Origin of the sequence: Thermogemmata fonticola (genome assembly GCF_013694095.1) — a bacterium.
Lineage (GTDB): Bacteria > Planctomycetota > Planctomycetia > Gemmatales > Gemmataceae > Thermogemmata > Thermogemmata fonticola.
Genome location: NZ_JACEFB010000006.1, coordinates 1 through 14,845 on the forward strand (window position 1 = coordinate 1; position 14,845 = coordinate 14,845).

A 14,845-nucleotide genomic window follows, 5' to 3' on the forward strand; every position below is an offset into this window, starting at 1 on the left:
CCCCACCGCAAGGGACAGCCATCGGGATTTTGCTCTTGCAGGCTGCGGAGGGTGGTCATTACACTAATCACTCCCAATAGTCTGTGATGCGGGGTAGGAAACCTCGTCGTGAGACACTCCAAGGAGGGAGACCCATGGCATCCGTTCGCACGAAAGAAAGCAAGAGCACACCTTCCGTTCGTTCCGTAGCGCGCCCGGTCATTGGCATCAATATGGATGTGATCGCCGAGCGAGGCGTGACCCCGCATTTGCGTCTGAATCTAGGGTATTTGGATGCCATCTGGGCGGCTGGTGGTATGCCTCTGTTGATTCCGCCGCTGCGTAAGGATTCTTTGTCAGAGCTGGATAGCTTGTTGGAACGCCTCTCTGGTGTGTTACTGACCGGTGGAGCGGACATGGACCCTCGGCGCAATGGCCAGTCGCTGACCGCTGCTGTGCATCCGATGCCGGAGCGACGGGAAGAGGTCGATCGCTATTTGCTGGCGTGGATATTCCAGCGGAAGCTGCCGGTCTTGGGCATCGGAGTAGGGATGCAACAGTTGAATGTATTCGCCGGTGGGACATTGTTTTTGCATCTCCCGCACGACAATCCCCGCGCCATGCCGCATTATGACCACACGGGAGCACCCCACCGACATATGGTCTTGATTGAGCCGAATACCCGTTTGCAGGACATTTATGGCACGCCGGAATTGCGGGTTAATAGCATGCACCACCAGGCGGTCCATCAACTCGGACGGCGAATGCGGGTGGCGGCTCGTTCTCCGGATGGAGTCGTCGAAGCTATTGAGTCTACCGACCCGAATTGGTTCTGTGTCGGGGTCCAGTGGCATCCCGAGGATGAAACCGCTAGCGCGTTGGACATGCAGATCTTCGAGTGCTTCGTGCAGGCGGCAGCTCGGAGCGGAAGTGCTTTGAGTGTGGCGGCGTGAGCCATCCTCCCGTTGGAACCGGTTCATTCTGATCTCTCCGCTTGTGCTGGCAGCCTTGTGACCTGACAATGGCAGATCTGTCATGCGCCTGGTGGTCGGAGTCAGCATCAGTTCTGGATGGGAAGGCGTCGATGCCGTTGTCCTGCAAGTCCAAGGTATTGGTTTGGAATTGCAGCCGCGGCTGTTGGCGTCCGTCCGCGTGCCGTTTCCTTTGTCTCTGCGGGATTGGTGCATCTGCAGTCGCCTGGAAGTGCGTGACCATGGGAGGCCCGCGAGTCATAGCGAAAGAACTGGTGTGGCCGAGGTGGCCGTACAAGCTCTGCGTCAGACACTAACTCAAGCCGGGGTGGGAGTTCGGGACCTCTTTGTTTGCGGTCTGTTAGAGCCAGTTATTGGGAGCACCTGGCTGGATTGGGCCGAAATGGCGGCACGGCTGGCAGAACAAACAGGATGTAGTGTGGTGCATAGTATGCCACAACGCGATCGGGCTGCCGGCGGTTCCGGCCGGCTTCTGACCGCTTTGGCAGACTTTCTCCTGTTCCGCCACCTCCCCTTACCGCGAGTGTTGTTGCATGTGGGTCACGTGACCAGCCTCCTGTATCTTCCGGGTCATGGCAGTCTCAAACAGTTATTTGGCTTTGAAGTAGGACCAGGGAACCATTGGCTGGATAGCCTGATATATCATGGCACCCGTGGACGGGAGTATTGTGACCATGGTGGAAAACGGGCAGTGCAAGGGCATCATCATGAATCCTTGTCGACCCGTTGGGATGAGCACCCCTACCTCTCACGCCGTCCTCCCAAGACCATCCCTCCGGAGACCTTTGGCCGAGCCTTTCTTCTCTCGGCATTCGCAGCAGCTCAGTCGCTGAGAATCACCCTCTCGGACCTGTTATGCACCGCCACGTGCTGGATAGCTCGATCCGTTGCCGACGCCGTCCGCCAATGGTTGCCCGCGGATGCCTTGACCCATCCCCTTCTCGTCAGCGGCGGTGGCGTACGCAATGGCTTCCTCTGGCAATTGTTGGCCCAGCACTTCCCCGTTGGGTTGCAGCGGACCGATGTGGCGGGGATTCCTCCACTAGGCCGACAGGCGGCTGCTGCTGCGATCCTCGCTACCTTGACTTGCGATGGTGTCGCCGGTCAATTCCCCTTTCTCACAGGCGCCCGAGGAGGACGATGGTTGGGTAGTTTTTGTCCTGGCGATCCACGACATTGGTCGCGATTGAGTGCTTGGGTTGCCGAACAAACCAAGGACTTGGCGCTTCTCCGTGCCGCCTGACTTGCCACCAATACTGGCCGCAAGTAATGCTCACACGATAGGGGGTCTCCTATCATACTCGTCGCCATGAGTTATATGCACATGAAACTTCATAAACAATTTTCTAAGATGGTACAAACAAATTGCAAACAGCGCTGTGCCACACAGCGATATGAGTTGAATCGTGTTTAAGTGAAATGAAGAATCCGCTCGAAAGAGCTGGAGTGGATCATATCATTTGGTTTCACTGCACTTAGTTTCACCTGAGTTTCAAGTGACAAGTCGGGGTGACAGGATTTGAACCTGCGACTTCGTGGTCCCAAACCACGCGCTCTAGCCAGGCTGAGCTACACCCCGTTGTCTTAGCTTCGATGGGGGCGGTGATATTTTCCCATCCCTCCATCATAGCTTTCCTATCCGCTATTGTAGGAAAAAGAGCGGAAAAATAAAGGGCGAATGTGGGAAGTTCAGGGGAACATCCCCCGTGGGTCTACGAGCATGGGTGGTGGAAAGTGACCCCAACGCTCCCCATGCTTTCCGTCCTGATGGGATTTGGTCAGAGCCTAGGTGCCCAAGGGTCACCGGCAAGTTCGTTCCACTCCTTAGGGTTGTTTTCTCTGCGGGGATGGTTTTCACAATTGGCGGCAGTCACTTAATCAACAGCGAGTCGAGGAATGCGCGAGCTGTATTGCTTGTGACAAATTGGGGTGAGCCAAGCACCATGATTTGGTACAAGCGTTGTTTGCACAGGATGTAACGGCAGACCATTTGTCTGTCGTCCGTGTGCCACGTGATTTCTTGACCCGGCAGTTTTTGCTCCCCGAAGACAAGATTTTTCAGTTGGATCATGGGGTTGTCGCGTACTAATCCTTCGAACACTCCCTGAAGAATGGCGTTCGCATCTGGGGGTTGAGTCGGTAAATCGGCATACCCAAAGAGGAAAATATCCCCCTCTACAGTGGCGTAAGTGGCGAGCCGTAATGTGACCGAGTTCCCCCCGATGCGGAGAGTACGTTTGGACTCCTTGGGCTTATCGGGAAACTGCACAGTCCCTTTCCCGTCGGGGGTCGAGAAGCGATAAGACTTTTCCAAAAGGCGGACAGGGTGGGCCAGAGAGTCCATTGCGTGGTGGTTCATGCCGATAACCAGTGCGGTGAACCACGTTAGCAGGCACAACAGGTTGATCATCGGGTAACCTCAAAGGCTTGAATAAAATGGTCTGCGGAGGGAGAAGTCACTACCTCCCGGCTTCCTCGAACCGATATTTGATACAAACGCGCTCCGGCAATGACAATCCGGTGGCGCAAAAATCCCTCCGGCGTTTCAATGAGCAGGTCCCTTGCAGGATATTTTTCGTATCCGATCGTCAATTCTTTTTCCTCCAGTATTTTACCCCGTGGTCCTTTGACGGCGTCGCGTACTTTGTCCATTCGGCTCGCAGTTGGCTGTTGAGCGACTTCCGGTGGTGCATCTGCATAACTGACCAGGAACAAAGTTCCCCCGCGCAATTCGACAGAGTCAATCACCACTTTGATCTTGTCCCCCGTTTTGCCATTTCCGGGAATTTCTACTTCCTCGGTTTTCACAGGGCCGGGAAATATCGTTTTGTAACGCCCTGTTCCAGAAGCAAAGGGGAGAAACTCTGGGATCTGAGCCGCCAAACGTGGAATGCCGAGTTCTCCCAATGCGAACACTCCCCCCAAGCTCATGATCCCCAACACGCGTATCCAACTAACCCAGGACATCCATGACTTTCCGTGTCGCACGGTTTGGCCTCCGTTTCTCAAGCTCACGACGTACCAGGAATGGTTCCAGGAGTGTTGATTCTCACCGAGGAGTCGCCACACCTTGTCAAAAACCTTTTCAGTGGGCGGTCGGGTGCTGTTGAAACTAGCGGAAGTTCACGCTCACCCGAGTCATTCGCCGGCCACCATAGCGGATTAGGACGATTGCTGCAAGGCAAAGGCCAACCTAGCCTCCCAACGTAAGGAGGTAATGTTCTCGTTATGGAGCATGCGGCGGGCAAGTCACGGTCAAGGCTTGAAAGAAGGAACTGCAAATAATCTTGGAGCCTATTGAGATCGTAGCTGGTTTGGCACAGTCGGGAGCTGGTATTTTTGTGACCCCCCGAAGAGTTTGGCTCTGGGTAACTATAATGGTGCAGAGAGATCACCCTGGAAACCAAAGTTCGAGGACCCAACATGGCTGGAGTCAACCCATATATTCGCAAGGTTCCGTTGAAACGGCCCACACGACCCTACACGGTGACGTTTATCGATGAAGAAACGGGCAAGACCACGACGTATCGCATGGATCCTGAGACGTTTCCGTTTGGCAAAATTGGCCAGGATGGGAGCTTGCTAGCCATAGCGGAAGAAGCGGGGGTGGAGATCAACCACTCCTGCGGTGGGGTGTGTGCTTGTTCAACCTGTCATGTCTATGTAACCCAAGGTTTGGAATCCTGCCCGCCGCCGACGGAGGATGAGGAGGATATGTTGGATGAGGCGCCCGCGGTGACACCGGAGTCTCGCCTGAGTTGCCAATGTGTTCCCGATGGCAGCAGTGATGTCGTGGTGGTTATCCCGAAATGGAACCGTAATCTAGTCAAAGAAGGCCACTAAGACGGGTTTCCCCCTTGTCTCATGTCCCCTGGATCGGACGGCTTTTCTGTCGGCTACGCCGAGGAAGTTAGTTAGCAGAGCCCAGGAAATCAACGATCCAGTACGGGAAGTTTGGGATACACCAACTCATTCCGCACCTCTCGAACTCCGGGGGTCAGGCTGATCATGTTTGCGATGCGGCGGGCTTCTTCCTCGTCTGCGGCCGACCCCCGCAGAATCACCGTATTTCCGGAGACAGTGGCCTGGATGCTTCCAGGATTGGAGATGTTGGTACTGCGCTGCAAGAGAGTTTGGATTTGCTGCTGGAGTTGCGGGGCTGGTGTTGTCTGAGCTGGGAAACGGGCGACCATCATGTAGCTGTTTCCGGTCTGGTGAGGGATAACCACCCCACTCTGCAAGTTGGTCGCGCCTCCAGCACCAAAACTGCCTCCTATTCCTATACTGCCTCCTCGGCCGCCTCCCATGGTCCCTCCCCGGCTGCTCCCAACACTGCCGCCGCGGCTGCTGCCTGCGCTTCCTGCAAAGCCAATGCTTCCCCCTCCCATGCCGCCATTGGTGCCGAAGGTCGGTTGTCCAAAGCCGCCGGGTGCTCCCGTGTTACCACCCGAAGAGCGATTGTTTTGGGCGGAGCCTTGGTAGAGCACATTACTGAAATACGGTGCCAGGAAATTACTGCTGCTCACTCCTGAGCCAGCAGTCGTGGTTGTGGTCGGAGGGGCAATAGTAGGAGCCTGCATGATTTGCTGGAGTTGAAAACTGCTGCCGCTGCCGGTACCCAAGCCACCACCGCCTCCCAATCCTCCTGTGCCTAGCCCTGTCCCGCCACCTGTTCCCCCTGTTCCTGTCCCTGCTCCTAGGCCGCCTAAGCCTCCTGTACCGCTCCCTCCCGTTTGTTGGGCAGCCGCTTTCCCACCCAATAGAGCGATCAGTATCCCCACCAAGGCTAATCGTGCAATCTGGTCCATGACCATGTTCCCCTGATCTCTAGGACGAGCCGGACTACACTTGCAGGTACCCACCCTGGGTGGTTGGGAAATGCTGGCATTCGTATTCCTATCGTCAGTATCGACGCTCGGAAGGAGGTAGTCCAGGGAACTTCTTTGGAAAAATTGATGAGAGAACACAACCGATCACAGGGGGGACTGGCTAGAGGAGTGAAGATTTTTAGCCTAGCAGGGGGGAATTAGGTCGGGGACGGAGTAAGGGATTAACACTTCAGGGGGACCCACCATGCAATTGGGTTTCGTCTCGGCGATCCTGCCAGATTTGTCCTTGGAAGAAGTGCTAGCATTTGCGGCGGAGGAGGGGTTCGATTGTGTCGAGTTGATGTGCTGGCCGGTAGGTAAGGCGGAGCGGCGCTACGCGGGGGTGACCCATTTGGATGTTACCCAGTTCCGGGAGGATTTGGCCAGCCACGTCCGCGATTTGGTTCGGATTCACGGAGTACAGATCTCCGGGCTGGGGTATTACCCCAACCCTCTCGATCCCGACGTGGAACAGCGGCGCCGGGTGGTGGACCATTTGCGCAAGGTCATCCAGGCGGCTCCCCAGGTGGGAGTCCGGGTGGTCAATACATTCATCGGACGGGACCCCCACAAGACCGTCAGCGAGAATCTGCGATTGGTACAGGAGGTCTGGCCGCCGATTGTAGCGGAGGCTCAGAAAGCCGGCGTGCGGATCGGCATCGAGCACTGTCCGATGCTCTTTAGCGACGATCAATGGCCCGGCGGCTGGAACGTCGCCTCGACTCCAGCCATTTGGCGGCAACTGTTCGCCTTCTTCGACTCCCTGGCGCCGGGTGTCGTCGGCTTGAACTTTGATCCTTCCCATCTGGTCTGGCAGGGCATCGACACTGTACGAGCAATCCGAGAGTTTGGCCCCCGCATCGTCCACGTCCACGCTAAAGATGAACGGATCGACCGGGATCAGCTCTACGAGGTGGGCATCTATGGTTACAAGTGGCACGTCCCCAAACTGCCTGGTCTGGGTAGCGTGGAATGGGGGCCTTTCTTTGCTGCTTTGACCGATGTGGGGTATCGGGGGCCTGTTTGTATCGAAGTGGAAGACCGAGCTTACGAAACTTCACTGGAGGATCGCAAGCGCGCTCTGCGGCAAAGCCGAAGGTTCCTCCTCTCCTTTTTCGGATAGCAGGGAATGACCCTGATTTTGGAGAGAGCCTTTCTCACGGGGTCTGTAGTCCGATATCTAGGGTCTAGAAAGAGTAATCTTCAGGTGGTCCTTTCCCGCAGGTTGTGTCTCCGGTGTTGGTTCAGTCTATCTGCCCGAAGATGATGGCTGATTCACCGGCTTTCGCGCGGATTTTGATGGTGAAGGCTGCACCAAATGTCTTTAGCCCAGGAAAGGTCCGAGCTGTCCTGCATGTAGATATTGCACAGGACAAGCTGTTCATCGGCTACCGCCACCCCCATGAGCCGCCAAAGGGTACGTCCATCTTCTTCGACCTGTCCAAAGACGGCGAGGCGATCGGGTCCGCAGGCGGGTTCACCCTGGATTTCTTCCCCTTCGCCCAAGAGGGTTTGCCGCCCGAAGTTGAGTAGTTCCTGGGGGCTGCGCACCTTGCCATTGCCGCTGTGGAAACCGAGACGGCGGAACCAAATGGCACGGTGACGATTCCAAGCCGTCCAATTTCGCTCCTCGTCCCATTCCCAGAGAAAGTCACCGGGGATTTGCACACGCCATCCGCCGTCCAGACGCACCCAGACCGGATATCGACGGTACCCTAACGGCGGCTGGCGCAGGTTGGGTACAGGGCCGGCCCGCCTCCACAGTTGGATGCTCAGGTCCCGATCATCCGGTGTGACACAGAAATGCTCATCGGCAGCGTCCTGATGAATGTGCTGTAGGACTTCTAGCCATTCCACCCAGGGCAATTCTGCCGCAGGGTCCAGTTGGAAAGCGGTGGCCAGATCAGCGGCAATCTGATCAGTCTTTTCTCCTTCGCTTTCCGTCAGAGGCGGGCGCCACGGATAATGGCACCACAAATTGACCAAGGCCCGATTCCGATAAAAGTTGGCGTGGATGTCTACGTCCCACCAAGGAAAAAAGTCCGTGCCTGCTCCGGGATTCTGAGTGATGCACTCCCGCCAGTGTCGGTCGCGTGGTCCGAGCGGCGTGAGAACCTCAGCGGGATAGGTGTACTCGCAGTCTCCGCGAAGTCCTGGGCTGTGAGGCCGGTTTTGGCATTCCCGCGCCAACCATTCAAGGAATGCCGACTCGGCAGCCTGACGATCCTGGCGCAGGAAATAACCGGTGTCATCCCGGCAATCATCCAGAACCCAGGAAAAGGAGAATTCCTGGGACATGGTTCGCAAGAGCCGGCACAACCAAATGTGATAGCCCGGTCCGGCAGGTGTGGTGATAGCTGAGGCACGCACCCGCCCCTCGGTGTCCAAGCGCACCTCGATCGGCTCAGCGGCTGGATGGACAAATACGCGCAGGATTGGTCGTTCCTCTGCATCGCGGCCCAATTGGGCATCCAAGACCACGTCCCCCACCTCTTCAAACCAGACCGCAACCCGTGTCAGCCATTCCCGCACGGCTTCCAAGGCTAACGGTGCTCGGTTTTTCCGGCAGACCATCCCTTGCAAGGTCAGCGTGATACCCATAGATGGGGGCGCCCTCGACTATTCATCGTTCGCAACCTGTCCCACGATCACGATTGTGCTCTGCGGTCCTAAAGAGAGTCCGCGGTCGATTGTACACACCACCGGGTAACAGCGGCGAGCCGAGGTGTTCGGCCGTTTTCCTTCCCTGTGCTAAACGCGGTGAACCTGCCAGGATACTCATTCCGCGGGGAAACCAGCCGATTCCCATTCCGCGGGAAAACCAGCCGGCCGCAGGGATAGCCACTATACCACCGCTTCCGGCGGCTGCCGGCCTTCCTACAATGCACCACACCTGGACATCCGATTCCTGCACCTGCTGGGAGAGACTCAGGTGGCCATGACCGCTCCAGCCTCGATGACTGTGCCTTACCGCCTTGTGGTGGGTCTGGAAGTTCACGTCCAACTGCTGACGCGTACCAAACTCTTTTGCGGTTGCCGTAATCAGTTTGGACTACCTCCCAACTCCGCGACTTGCCCGGTATGTTTGGGTCTGCCGGGGGCTTTGCCGGTGATGAATGAGCAGGCCTTCCGCTTGGCTCTGCGGGCTGCTCTGGCGCTCAACTGCACCATCGCTCGCCATCCCCATCATCCCCCTGGCTTTACCAAATGGGATCGCAAAAACTACTATTACCCCGATCTGCCTAAGAATTACCAGATCAGTCAGTACGACCTGCCCTTCAGTCACGACGGCTGGCTGGAAATCAATGTGGCAGCCGATCCTAAGAAGGACTACGTTCCTAAACGCATCGGCATCATCCGGGTGCATCTCGAAGAAGATGCTGGCAAAAACCTCCACGATGAAACGGGACGGGGCGGGGACTCCCTCGTGGACCTCAATCGGGCCGGTACCCCCCTCCTGGAGATCGTTACCCATCCCCACATGAACTCCCCAGAGGAAGCAATCGCTTTCTTGGAGGAAATCCGCTTGCTCCTGCGGGAAATCGGTGTCTCGGATTGCGAGATGCAAGAGGGATCGCTGCGGTGCGATGCCAACGTCAACGTCCATATTCCGGCGGAGGAAGAACCGGGAGGCTATGTGGCGACTCCGATCGTGGAGATCAAAAATCTCAACAGTTTCCGGGCAGTGGGCCGGGCCTTGGCTTACGAAGGACGCCGCCAATTCGAGGAGTATCAGCGCCAGCCCCAACACTATCGCCTCGGCAAGCTTCTCAAAACGACAGCGGGATGGGACGATGCTCGCGGTGTCACCGTTGTGCAACGACACAAGGAAGAGGCGGCCGATTACCGTTACTTTCCCGAACCGGACCTGGTGCCCGTCATTGTTTCTGATCGCTGGCTGGAGGAGGTCCGCGCCGAGATGGGGGAATTGCCCCAGCAGCAACGCCAACGCTTGGTTAGCCAATATGGCCTGACGGCTTATGATGCCCAGGTTCTCACCGCCAAGGGGCGGGCGATGGTCGCCTACTTTGAGAAAGCGGCCGCTATATTGGGCGATGCTCGTTTGGTAGCCAACCGGATGAGTGACTTGATTTATCCAGCATTGACGGAACGCAAGGAAGAGATCACAACCTTTCCCATCGGTCCCGAGGCATTTGCGAACTTTCTCCGCCAGGCGCCTGGCAATTCCCAGGATCGCCGAGATGTTTTCGCCATCATGCTGCGCGACGGAGTCGATGTGGCCGAAGCCAAGCGGCGAGCCGGGATCAAAGAATGGGATGAAGCGGCCTTACGGGACGCCGTGCAACAAGCCATTGCTGCCAATCCCAAGGCTGTCAGCGACTTCAAAAAGGGGAAAGAAGCGGCCAAGATGGCTATCGTCGGTGCCGTCATGAAGGCGAATAAAGGGGCGCCCAATGATCTGGTTCGACGTCTTGTGGATGAAGCCTTGATGCAGAGTTGAAGGCTTTTACCGCCGCTGTTCCCAAAAGTAACTGCCAATATGCCCAGTCTTCCCTGATGAACGTGATCTGCACATCCCGTAGACCCTGCGAAAGAGTCCGTCCTCGCACGGAAACGATGTTCTTCCCTGGAATTGAATTACTGAGGAGGACGCGGCAAAGGATCGTCCTTGGGCTTGGGGAAATCGGTATGTCGGGAAGCACGCTCCTCGCGCTGTTCCTCGTAAAGTTTAATGGCTGCCTGGGCTTTCTCGGCATCCTTCCGTTGGACCCATAGTTCGACCACATCCGGAATTGCCGAACCAAAACTGGCCAACAATTCTTCGCCGACAACCCGTGCTGGAATGCCTGCCTCCTGCAGAATCTGCTGGTAAATCTCCGCCGTGACGTAAGGGCCGGAGTAAACCCGAACAATATCCTCCGGATGCTCTTCTACCGGCATGAGCTACACTCCTGGAATTCCAAAAAGGGTCTTGTTCCAGTATCCGTTGCAGGAGGTCGCCTGAGAGCCGCCAAAACGCCTCCTGCTCTACCCCTGGGCGTTCCATATTTTCAAGGCAACAATCGCTCCCTCAGTCCACCTTTACTGACTACTTTATCACTTCCGGTTTAGGCTAGCAGCACGATTTCCCGCGGCAACTGACCTTTTCCTGAGCATTACGCACCGTTTACTTAGGATGGGGATGATTGCGGCGGATTTTCTATAACAACGCCCCACAACTGCGAATAACTCATCAGAGGAGTAGAATACTTATCATATAGGTGGCGGAACGGATTCAAGCTGATAGAATTTTGCAGCCGATCGGTTGATCATTCAGCTTACAGAGGCGGAAGTAAGTCGCTCACGGATTTAGGAGGTGAGGGGAGTCCAGGAAAAGGGGCAGGAGTTCCCATGGATGCGATGACGGTCTGGCAGGAACTGGAACAACGTGTGAGCCGGCTAGAAGAAGCTCTGGCCCGACAAACGGTGGTGGTCGAGGAAGAAGCTGTGGTGCAAAAGGTGTTGAGTCGTCTCAAGGCTTTGGCCGCGGAACGCCGCCATCAACCCCGCAGCGCCGAAGATGGTCTAATCCTGACTCCCCCGCCGCCTTCCTCTGTGGTTCCCCTTCCCCCGGAGCCTCCGCCGGAGGGAACGATCTTGCCAATGCAAACTTCTCAATCCCAAGCTGAGGCAGGGAACATCCCCCCTGATACCACCGCTTCCTCCCATCGCCTCTGGAGTTGGCTGCAATCTCTGGCGGATCTTCGTCTAGTATTGGCCATGTACTTTGATCCCCACTACCGCATGAGCCGCCTGACGCAATTGGGGCTGTTGGCCCTCGTGGGACTTATCGTATTTGACTACTTCTTCTTCGCTGTTTGGTTTACCGTGCCTTTTGTCAGTCCCATCCTGGAACGCCTGTTAATCGTCATCGCCACTCTGATTGCCTACAAACTCATCAAACTGGAACTGATCCGTTACCGCCGCGTGCGGGACTATATGAGCCGCTGGTACAATCGCCCCTTGTAGGTTCCATGCCGCATGATACGGGGAACGAACACGGAGTCGTTAGGAACAAGCACACGTGGGACGAGAGGTGATGCACACGACCAGTAATGTACGATTGGGTGTCAACATTGATCACGTGGCCACGGTGCGTCAAGCCCGGCGGGCAAAGGAACCCGACCCGGTAGCGGCTGCCATTCTGGCCACCTTAGGGGGCGCGGATGGCATTACAGTTCACCTCCGTGAGGACCGCCGTCATATTCAGGACCGCGATCTCTTTGTGCTGCGAGAGATCGTGACCACACGCCTGAATCTGGAAATGTCCGTAGCCGATGAGATCGTAGCGATTGCCTTGAAAGTCCGCCCAGATGAAGCCACCTTGGTCCCGGAACGTCGGCAAGAATTGACGACTGAGGGCGGTCTGGATGTGATCGCTCATGAATCAGCGGTTCGTGCTGTAGTGGATCGTCTCAAGGAAACGGGTATCTCGGTCTCGCTCTTTATTGATCCGGAACCCGCGCAGATCGAGGCAGCCTGCCGGGTGGGAGCCGAGGCCGTCGAGTTGCAAACTGCCAGCTATTCGGAAGCGAGGACTGCCAATGCTCAAATCGCCGAGCTGGAGAAGCTGCGCCAGGCAGCGCATCGCGCGGCGGAACAAGGACTGCACGTCCACATGGGTCATGGCCTCAACTATAGCAACGTCATCCCGATTGTGCAAATTCCAGAAGTGGAGGAATTGAACATCGGACATAGCATCGTCTCCCGCGCTGTTCTTGTAGGCATGGAACGGGCTGTTCGGGAAATGAAAGACATTCTTCTACGCTATCGTCAAGCGATAATGTAGGAGGTTCTTTTTCCATTCCTCCTGTAAGGTTTACTGGACTGCAATGAAGCAATCGCTATTCCGCTGGGAGTCGTGACGCCAACGTTGCGCTGACCACAGCGGGGGACATGAAGCTTTTCTTCAACGTTCCGCCTCACCGAGATATGAGTCCCGCGGTATCTGGATCGCAACAAAACTGATACCCAAACAAAGTATCCCAAGAGAGGAAGTGTAACATGTTGAGGATGACCAGAGCAGAGGTTTGAATTCAGAAAGCAGCGGGGTAGAGTTCAAGGGGATTTGGGCTTGGAATACGTGATCTGAGCGTTCCGGCGGAGTTGCTGGAGTGTTTGTTCCCGGAGATGCTCGGCGAAGGCTTCCAGAACTTCGGGCAGGCATTCCTCCAAAGGAGGAGCGGGACGGTAGGTACGTTCATGGACGTAAAACAAGTGGAAACCCAACTCCGACTCGATCACAGGGCTGAGTGTCCTCACGGGGAGTGTAAAAGCGTGTTGAAGCCAGCGTTCATCGTGGGGTATTGCGTGCCGGCTCCAGGTGCCTAAATCTCCGCCGGAAGAAGCGCTTGGGCAGTGGGAATACCGCCGGGCCGCTGAGGCAAAGTCGAGGCGCTGCGACATAATTTGTTCCCGCAATAATTCCAATCGCTTCTTGAGGCGTTGGCGTTCTCCTGCACTGGCGTGAGGATCAATCCGCAAGAGAATGTGACTGGCATGGGCAGTTGTACGTTCGAATCGCTCCTTGTGCGTGTGATAAAACACTCGGAGACGATCATCGGTCGCTTCCCGCTGGACGTAGCGTTGCCAACGGCTGTGGAGCGACCATAGGTTTTGTAGGTATTCTTCCGTGGTACCTATCTCGCGGCAGTAGTCGGCCAGGGTTCGCTGTTCGCGCCGCAAGCGTTGGATGAGCAAGTCCTTTTGTGTTGCAATCACTTGCGGCTCCACGGGGATGTTGTGCCGGTCTAAGAATTGTTCCAGCAGCTTATCATCAATCAGGTCATTGAGGATAGCGGTGCGGAGTGCATCGCGGTCCCGGTTTGTCAAGGGGAGTTGGCGGACCGCCGCCGCCAAAGCCGCTTCCAAAGCGGTGCGGGGAATCGGTGCCCCGTTGACATATGCCACGGTTTCCTCAGCGGCAGAGGAAGATGACGGGGAGGAGGTGGTCGGGTCTGGGTGGGCGGGAGCCAGATTTACCGGAGGAGGGTCAGCGACATCGCTGCGGGTGGCCGCGGACACGCCCTTGGGGAGAAGGCCAAAGCAGAAAGCAGCCAAGGAAGGGAAGAAAAGCAAGGAAGGGAAGAAAAGGTTGGGCCAGAGCATGGAGGAACACCTCCCTTTATCGTACAGCTTGAGGCGGGTCGGTAAGGGCGTATATCGGTACCCTGCGGAAAGGGCAACGCGAGTCCGGCTGAGATGCTATAAGATGGCAGTATGGGGGACCGCAAGATTCCAAGATTGGCAATGGCAGAGATTCCGCCGGCGGTAGAACACCGGGTGCGCCTTTTGCGACAGTTGCAGCCCGGCGAATTGCTCATTCACGAGATCTACCGGAGTATCCAAGGGGAATCTACGTTTGCTGGTCTGCCTTGTGTGTTTGTCCGGTTGGCGGTGTGCGACCTTCGTTGCACCTGGTGTGATACACCCCATGCTTTTACCCAAGGGCAACCGCTGCGACGTGAACAGGTGGTGCGTCAGGTTCTCGACTATCACTGTCCTCTGGTCGAAATTACAGGTGGGGAACCCCTACTGCAACAGGAGGTGTACCCGCTCATGCGGGAACTGGCCGATGCGGGATGCACGGTGCTCCTGGAAACCAGCGGCGCTCACGATGTCTCCGCAGTGGATTCCCGAGTCCATATCATCATGGACTTGAAATGTCCAGACAGCGGCGAATGTGAACGGAATTACTGGCCTAACCTAGAGGTCCTCAAACCTACCGATCAGATCAAATTTGTCGTGGCCAGTCGCAGAGACTGGGAATGGGCGGAACAGACCATTCGGGAACATGGCCTCGAGGAGCGTTTCCAGTGTTTGGTCAGTCCTGCCTTTGGCCGGGTCACACCGCTAGAAGTGGTCACATGGCTCCTGGAGTCAGGCTTGCAGCAGGTTCGATTTCAGTTGCAGTTGCACAAGTACGTGTGGGAACCGACAACACGGGGCGTTTGATTGGGGTAAGTTTTATCGTCAGGGGATTGTCTACTGGGGGCAGGGGTGCTA

Annotated in this window: 14 protein-coding genes and 1 tRNA gene; 8 read left to right on the top strand and 7 right to left on the bottom strand. The window is 56.4% G+C overall.

All coding sequences use genetic code 11. The features are described from left to right. Positions 1-134 precede the first annotated feature (134 nt). Together H0921_RS09545 and H0921_RS09550 are read left to right on the top strand one after the other, a co-directional pair. The gene (locus H0921_RS09545; protein WP_194537851.1) at positions 135-932 is read left to right on the top strand and encodes a gamma-glutamyl-gamma-aminobutyrate hydrolase family protein; all 798 of its coding nucleotides are present in this window, start codon (positions 135-137) and stop codon (positions 930-932) included. 82 nt (positions 933-1,014) lie between these two features. Further along, a complete protein-coding gene (locus H0921_RS09550; RefSeq protein ID WP_194537852.1) occupies positions 1,015-2,214 on the top strand; it encodes an anhydro-N-acetylmuramic acid kinase in 1,200 nt (399 codons plus the stop codon). Between the two features lie 261 nt (positions 2,215-2,475). On the opposite strand, the gene H0921_RS09555 is transcribed toward H0921_RS09550, so the two are convergent. From H0921_RS09555 to H0921_RS09565, 3 genes are all read right to left on the bottom strand, one after another. Further along, positions 2,476-2,550 (bottom strand) — tRNA-Pro (locus H0921_RS09555). Between the two features lie 291 nt (positions 2,551-2,841). Beyond that, positions 2,842-3,381: a hypothetical protein gene (locus H0921_RS09560; protein WP_194537853.1), complete on the bottom strand. Its 540-nt coding sequence runs from the start codon at positions 3,379-3,381 to the stop codon at positions 2,842-2,844. Further along, complete coding sequence (locus tag H0921_RS09565; RefSeq protein ID WP_194537854.1) at positions 3,378-3,878, bottom strand: hypothetical protein; 501 nt, start codon at positions 3,876-3,878, stop codon at positions 3,378-3,380. Before H0921_RS09565 ends, H0921_RS09560 begins: the two co-directional genes overlap by 4 nt. Positions 3,879-4,394: 516 nt before the next feature. On the opposite strand from H0921_RS09565, the gene H0921_RS09570 reads away from it, so the two are divergent. Then, complete coding sequence (locus H0921_RS09570; RefSeq protein ID WP_194537855.1) at positions 4,395-4,814, top strand: 2Fe-2S iron-sulfur cluster-binding protein; 420 nt, start codon at positions 4,395-4,397, stop codon at positions 4,812-4,814. Between the two features lie 89 nt (positions 4,815-4,903). On the opposite strand, the gene H0921_RS18205 is transcribed toward H0921_RS09570, so the two are convergent. After that, positions 4,904-5,779, bottom strand: coding sequence for a BON domain-containing protein (locus H0921_RS18205; RefSeq protein ID WP_194537856.1), 876 nt, complete (start codon positions 5,777-5,779; stop codon positions 4,904-4,906). Between the two features lie 265 nt (positions 5,780-6,044). Here H0921_RS18205 and H0921_RS09580 point away from each other — a divergent pair, with 265 nt between their 5' ends. Further along, positions 6,045-6,962, top strand: coding sequence for a sugar phosphate isomerase/epimerase family protein (locus H0921_RS09580; protein WP_194537857.1), 918 nt, complete (start codon positions 6,045-6,047; stop codon positions 6,960-6,962). A 152-nt stretch (positions 6,963-7,114) separates the two neighbouring features. Here H0921_RS09580 and H0921_RS09585 read toward each other — a convergent pair whose 3' ends face one another. Beyond that, positions 7,115-8,440, bottom strand: a complete 1,326-nt coding sequence (locus H0921_RS09585; RefSeq protein WP_194537858.1) for a hypothetical protein — start codon at positions 8,438-8,440, stop codon at positions 7,115-7,117. A 337-nt stretch (positions 8,441-8,777) separates the two neighbouring features. Between H0921_RS09585 and gatB the strand changes: the two genes are divergently transcribed. Further along, entirely contained in the window at positions 8,778-10,301 is a 1,524-nt protein-coding gene (gatB, locus tag H0921_RS09590) for an Asp-tRNA(Asn)/Glu-tRNA(Gln) amidotransferase subunit GatB (RefSeq protein ID WP_228499370.1), read from the top strand. A gap of 137 nt (positions 10,302-10,438) precedes the next feature. Here the strand turns inward: gatB and H0921_RS09595 are convergent, their stop codons facing one another. Beyond that, positions 10,439-10,741 carry a putative signal transducing protein gene (locus H0921_RS09595; protein WP_194537859.1) on the bottom strand — a complete coding sequence of 101 codons (303 nt, stop codon included), beginning with the start codon at positions 10,739-10,741 and terminating at the stop codon, positions 10,439-10,441. A 450-nt stretch (positions 10,742-11,191) separates the two neighbouring features. Between H0921_RS09595 and H0921_RS09600 the strand changes: the two genes are divergently transcribed. Both H0921_RS09600 and H0921_RS09605 read left to right on the top strand, forming a co-directional pair. Then, positions 11,192-11,809 (top strand): hypothetical protein, encoded by a 618-nt coding sequence (locus tag H0921_RS09600; RefSeq protein WP_194537860.1) that lies wholly within the window; start codon positions 11,192-11,194, stop codon positions 11,807-11,809. A gap of 70 nt (positions 11,810-11,879) precedes the next feature. Next, positions 11,880-12,629, top strand: coding sequence for a pyridoxine 5'-phosphate synthase (locus tag H0921_RS09605; protein WP_194537861.1), 750 nt, complete (start codon positions 11,880-11,882; stop codon positions 12,627-12,629). Between the two features lie 269 nt (positions 12,630-12,898). Here H0921_RS09605 and H0921_RS09610 read toward each other — a convergent pair whose 3' ends face one another. Further along, on the bottom strand, positions 12,899-13,948 hold the full coding sequence (locus tag H0921_RS09610; protein ID WP_194537862.1) for a peptidylprolyl isomerase: 1,050 nt from the start codon (positions 13,946-13,948) through the stop codon (positions 12,899-12,901). Between the two features lie 111 nt (positions 13,949-14,059). On the opposite strand from H0921_RS09610, the gene H0921_RS09615 reads away from it, so the two are divergent. Beyond that, positions 14,060-14,794, top strand: coding sequence for a radical SAM protein (locus H0921_RS09615; protein ID WP_194537863.1), 735 nt, complete (start codon positions 14,060-14,062; stop codon positions 14,792-14,794). The last annotated feature ends 51 nt before the right edge of the window (positions 14,795-14,845 follow it).

Coding starts and splice junctions, on each gene's coding strand:
- H0921_RS09580 (WP_194537857.1), top strand. CDS start 6,045: ATGCAATTGGGTTTCGTCTCGGCGATCCTGCCAGATTTGTCCTTGGAA.
- H0921_RS18205 (WP_194537856.1), bottom strand. CDS start 5,779: ATGGACCAGATTGCACGATTAGCCTTGGTGGGGATACTGATCGCTCTA.
- H0921_RS09585 (WP_194537858.1), bottom strand. CDS start 8,440: ATGGGTATCACGCTGACCTTGCAAGGGATGGTCTGCCGGAAAAACCGA.
- H0921_RS09610 (WP_194537862.1), bottom strand. CDS start 13,948: ATGCTCTGGCCCAACCTTTTCTTCCCTTCCTTGCTTTTCTTCCCTTCC.
- H0921_RS09560 (WP_194537853.1), bottom strand. CDS start 3,381: ATGATCAACCTGTTGTGCCTGCTAACGTGGTTCACCGCACTGGTTATC.
- H0921_RS09570 (WP_194537855.1), top strand. CDS start 4,395: ATGGCTGGAGTCAACCCATATATTCGCAAGGTTCCGTTGAAACGGCCC.
- H0921_RS09550 (WP_194537852.1), top strand. CDS start 1,015: ATGCGCCTGGTGGTCGGAGTCAGCATCAGTTCTGGATGGGAAGGCGTC.
- H0921_RS09595 (WP_194537859.1), bottom strand. CDS start 10,741: ATGCCGGTAGAAGAGCATCCGGAGGATATTGTTCGGGTTTACTCCGGC.
- H0921_RS09605 (WP_194537861.1), top strand. CDS start 11,880: ATGCACACGACCAGTAATGTACGATTGGGTGTCAACATTGATCACGTG.
- gatB (WP_228499370.1), top strand. CDS start 8,778: ATGACCGCTCCAGCCTCGATGACTGTGCCTTACCGCCTTGTGGTGGGT.
- H0921_RS09600 (WP_194537860.1), top strand. CDS start 11,192: ATGGATGCGATGACGGTCTGGCAGGAACTGGAACAACGTGTGAGCCGG.
- H0921_RS09615 (WP_194537863.1), top strand. CDS start 14,060: ATGGGGGACCGCAAGATTCCAAGATTGGCAATGGCAGAGATTCCGCCG.
- H0921_RS09545 (WP_194537851.1), top strand. CDS start 135: ATGGCATCCGTTCGCACGAAAGAAAGCAAGAGCACACCTTCCGTTCGT.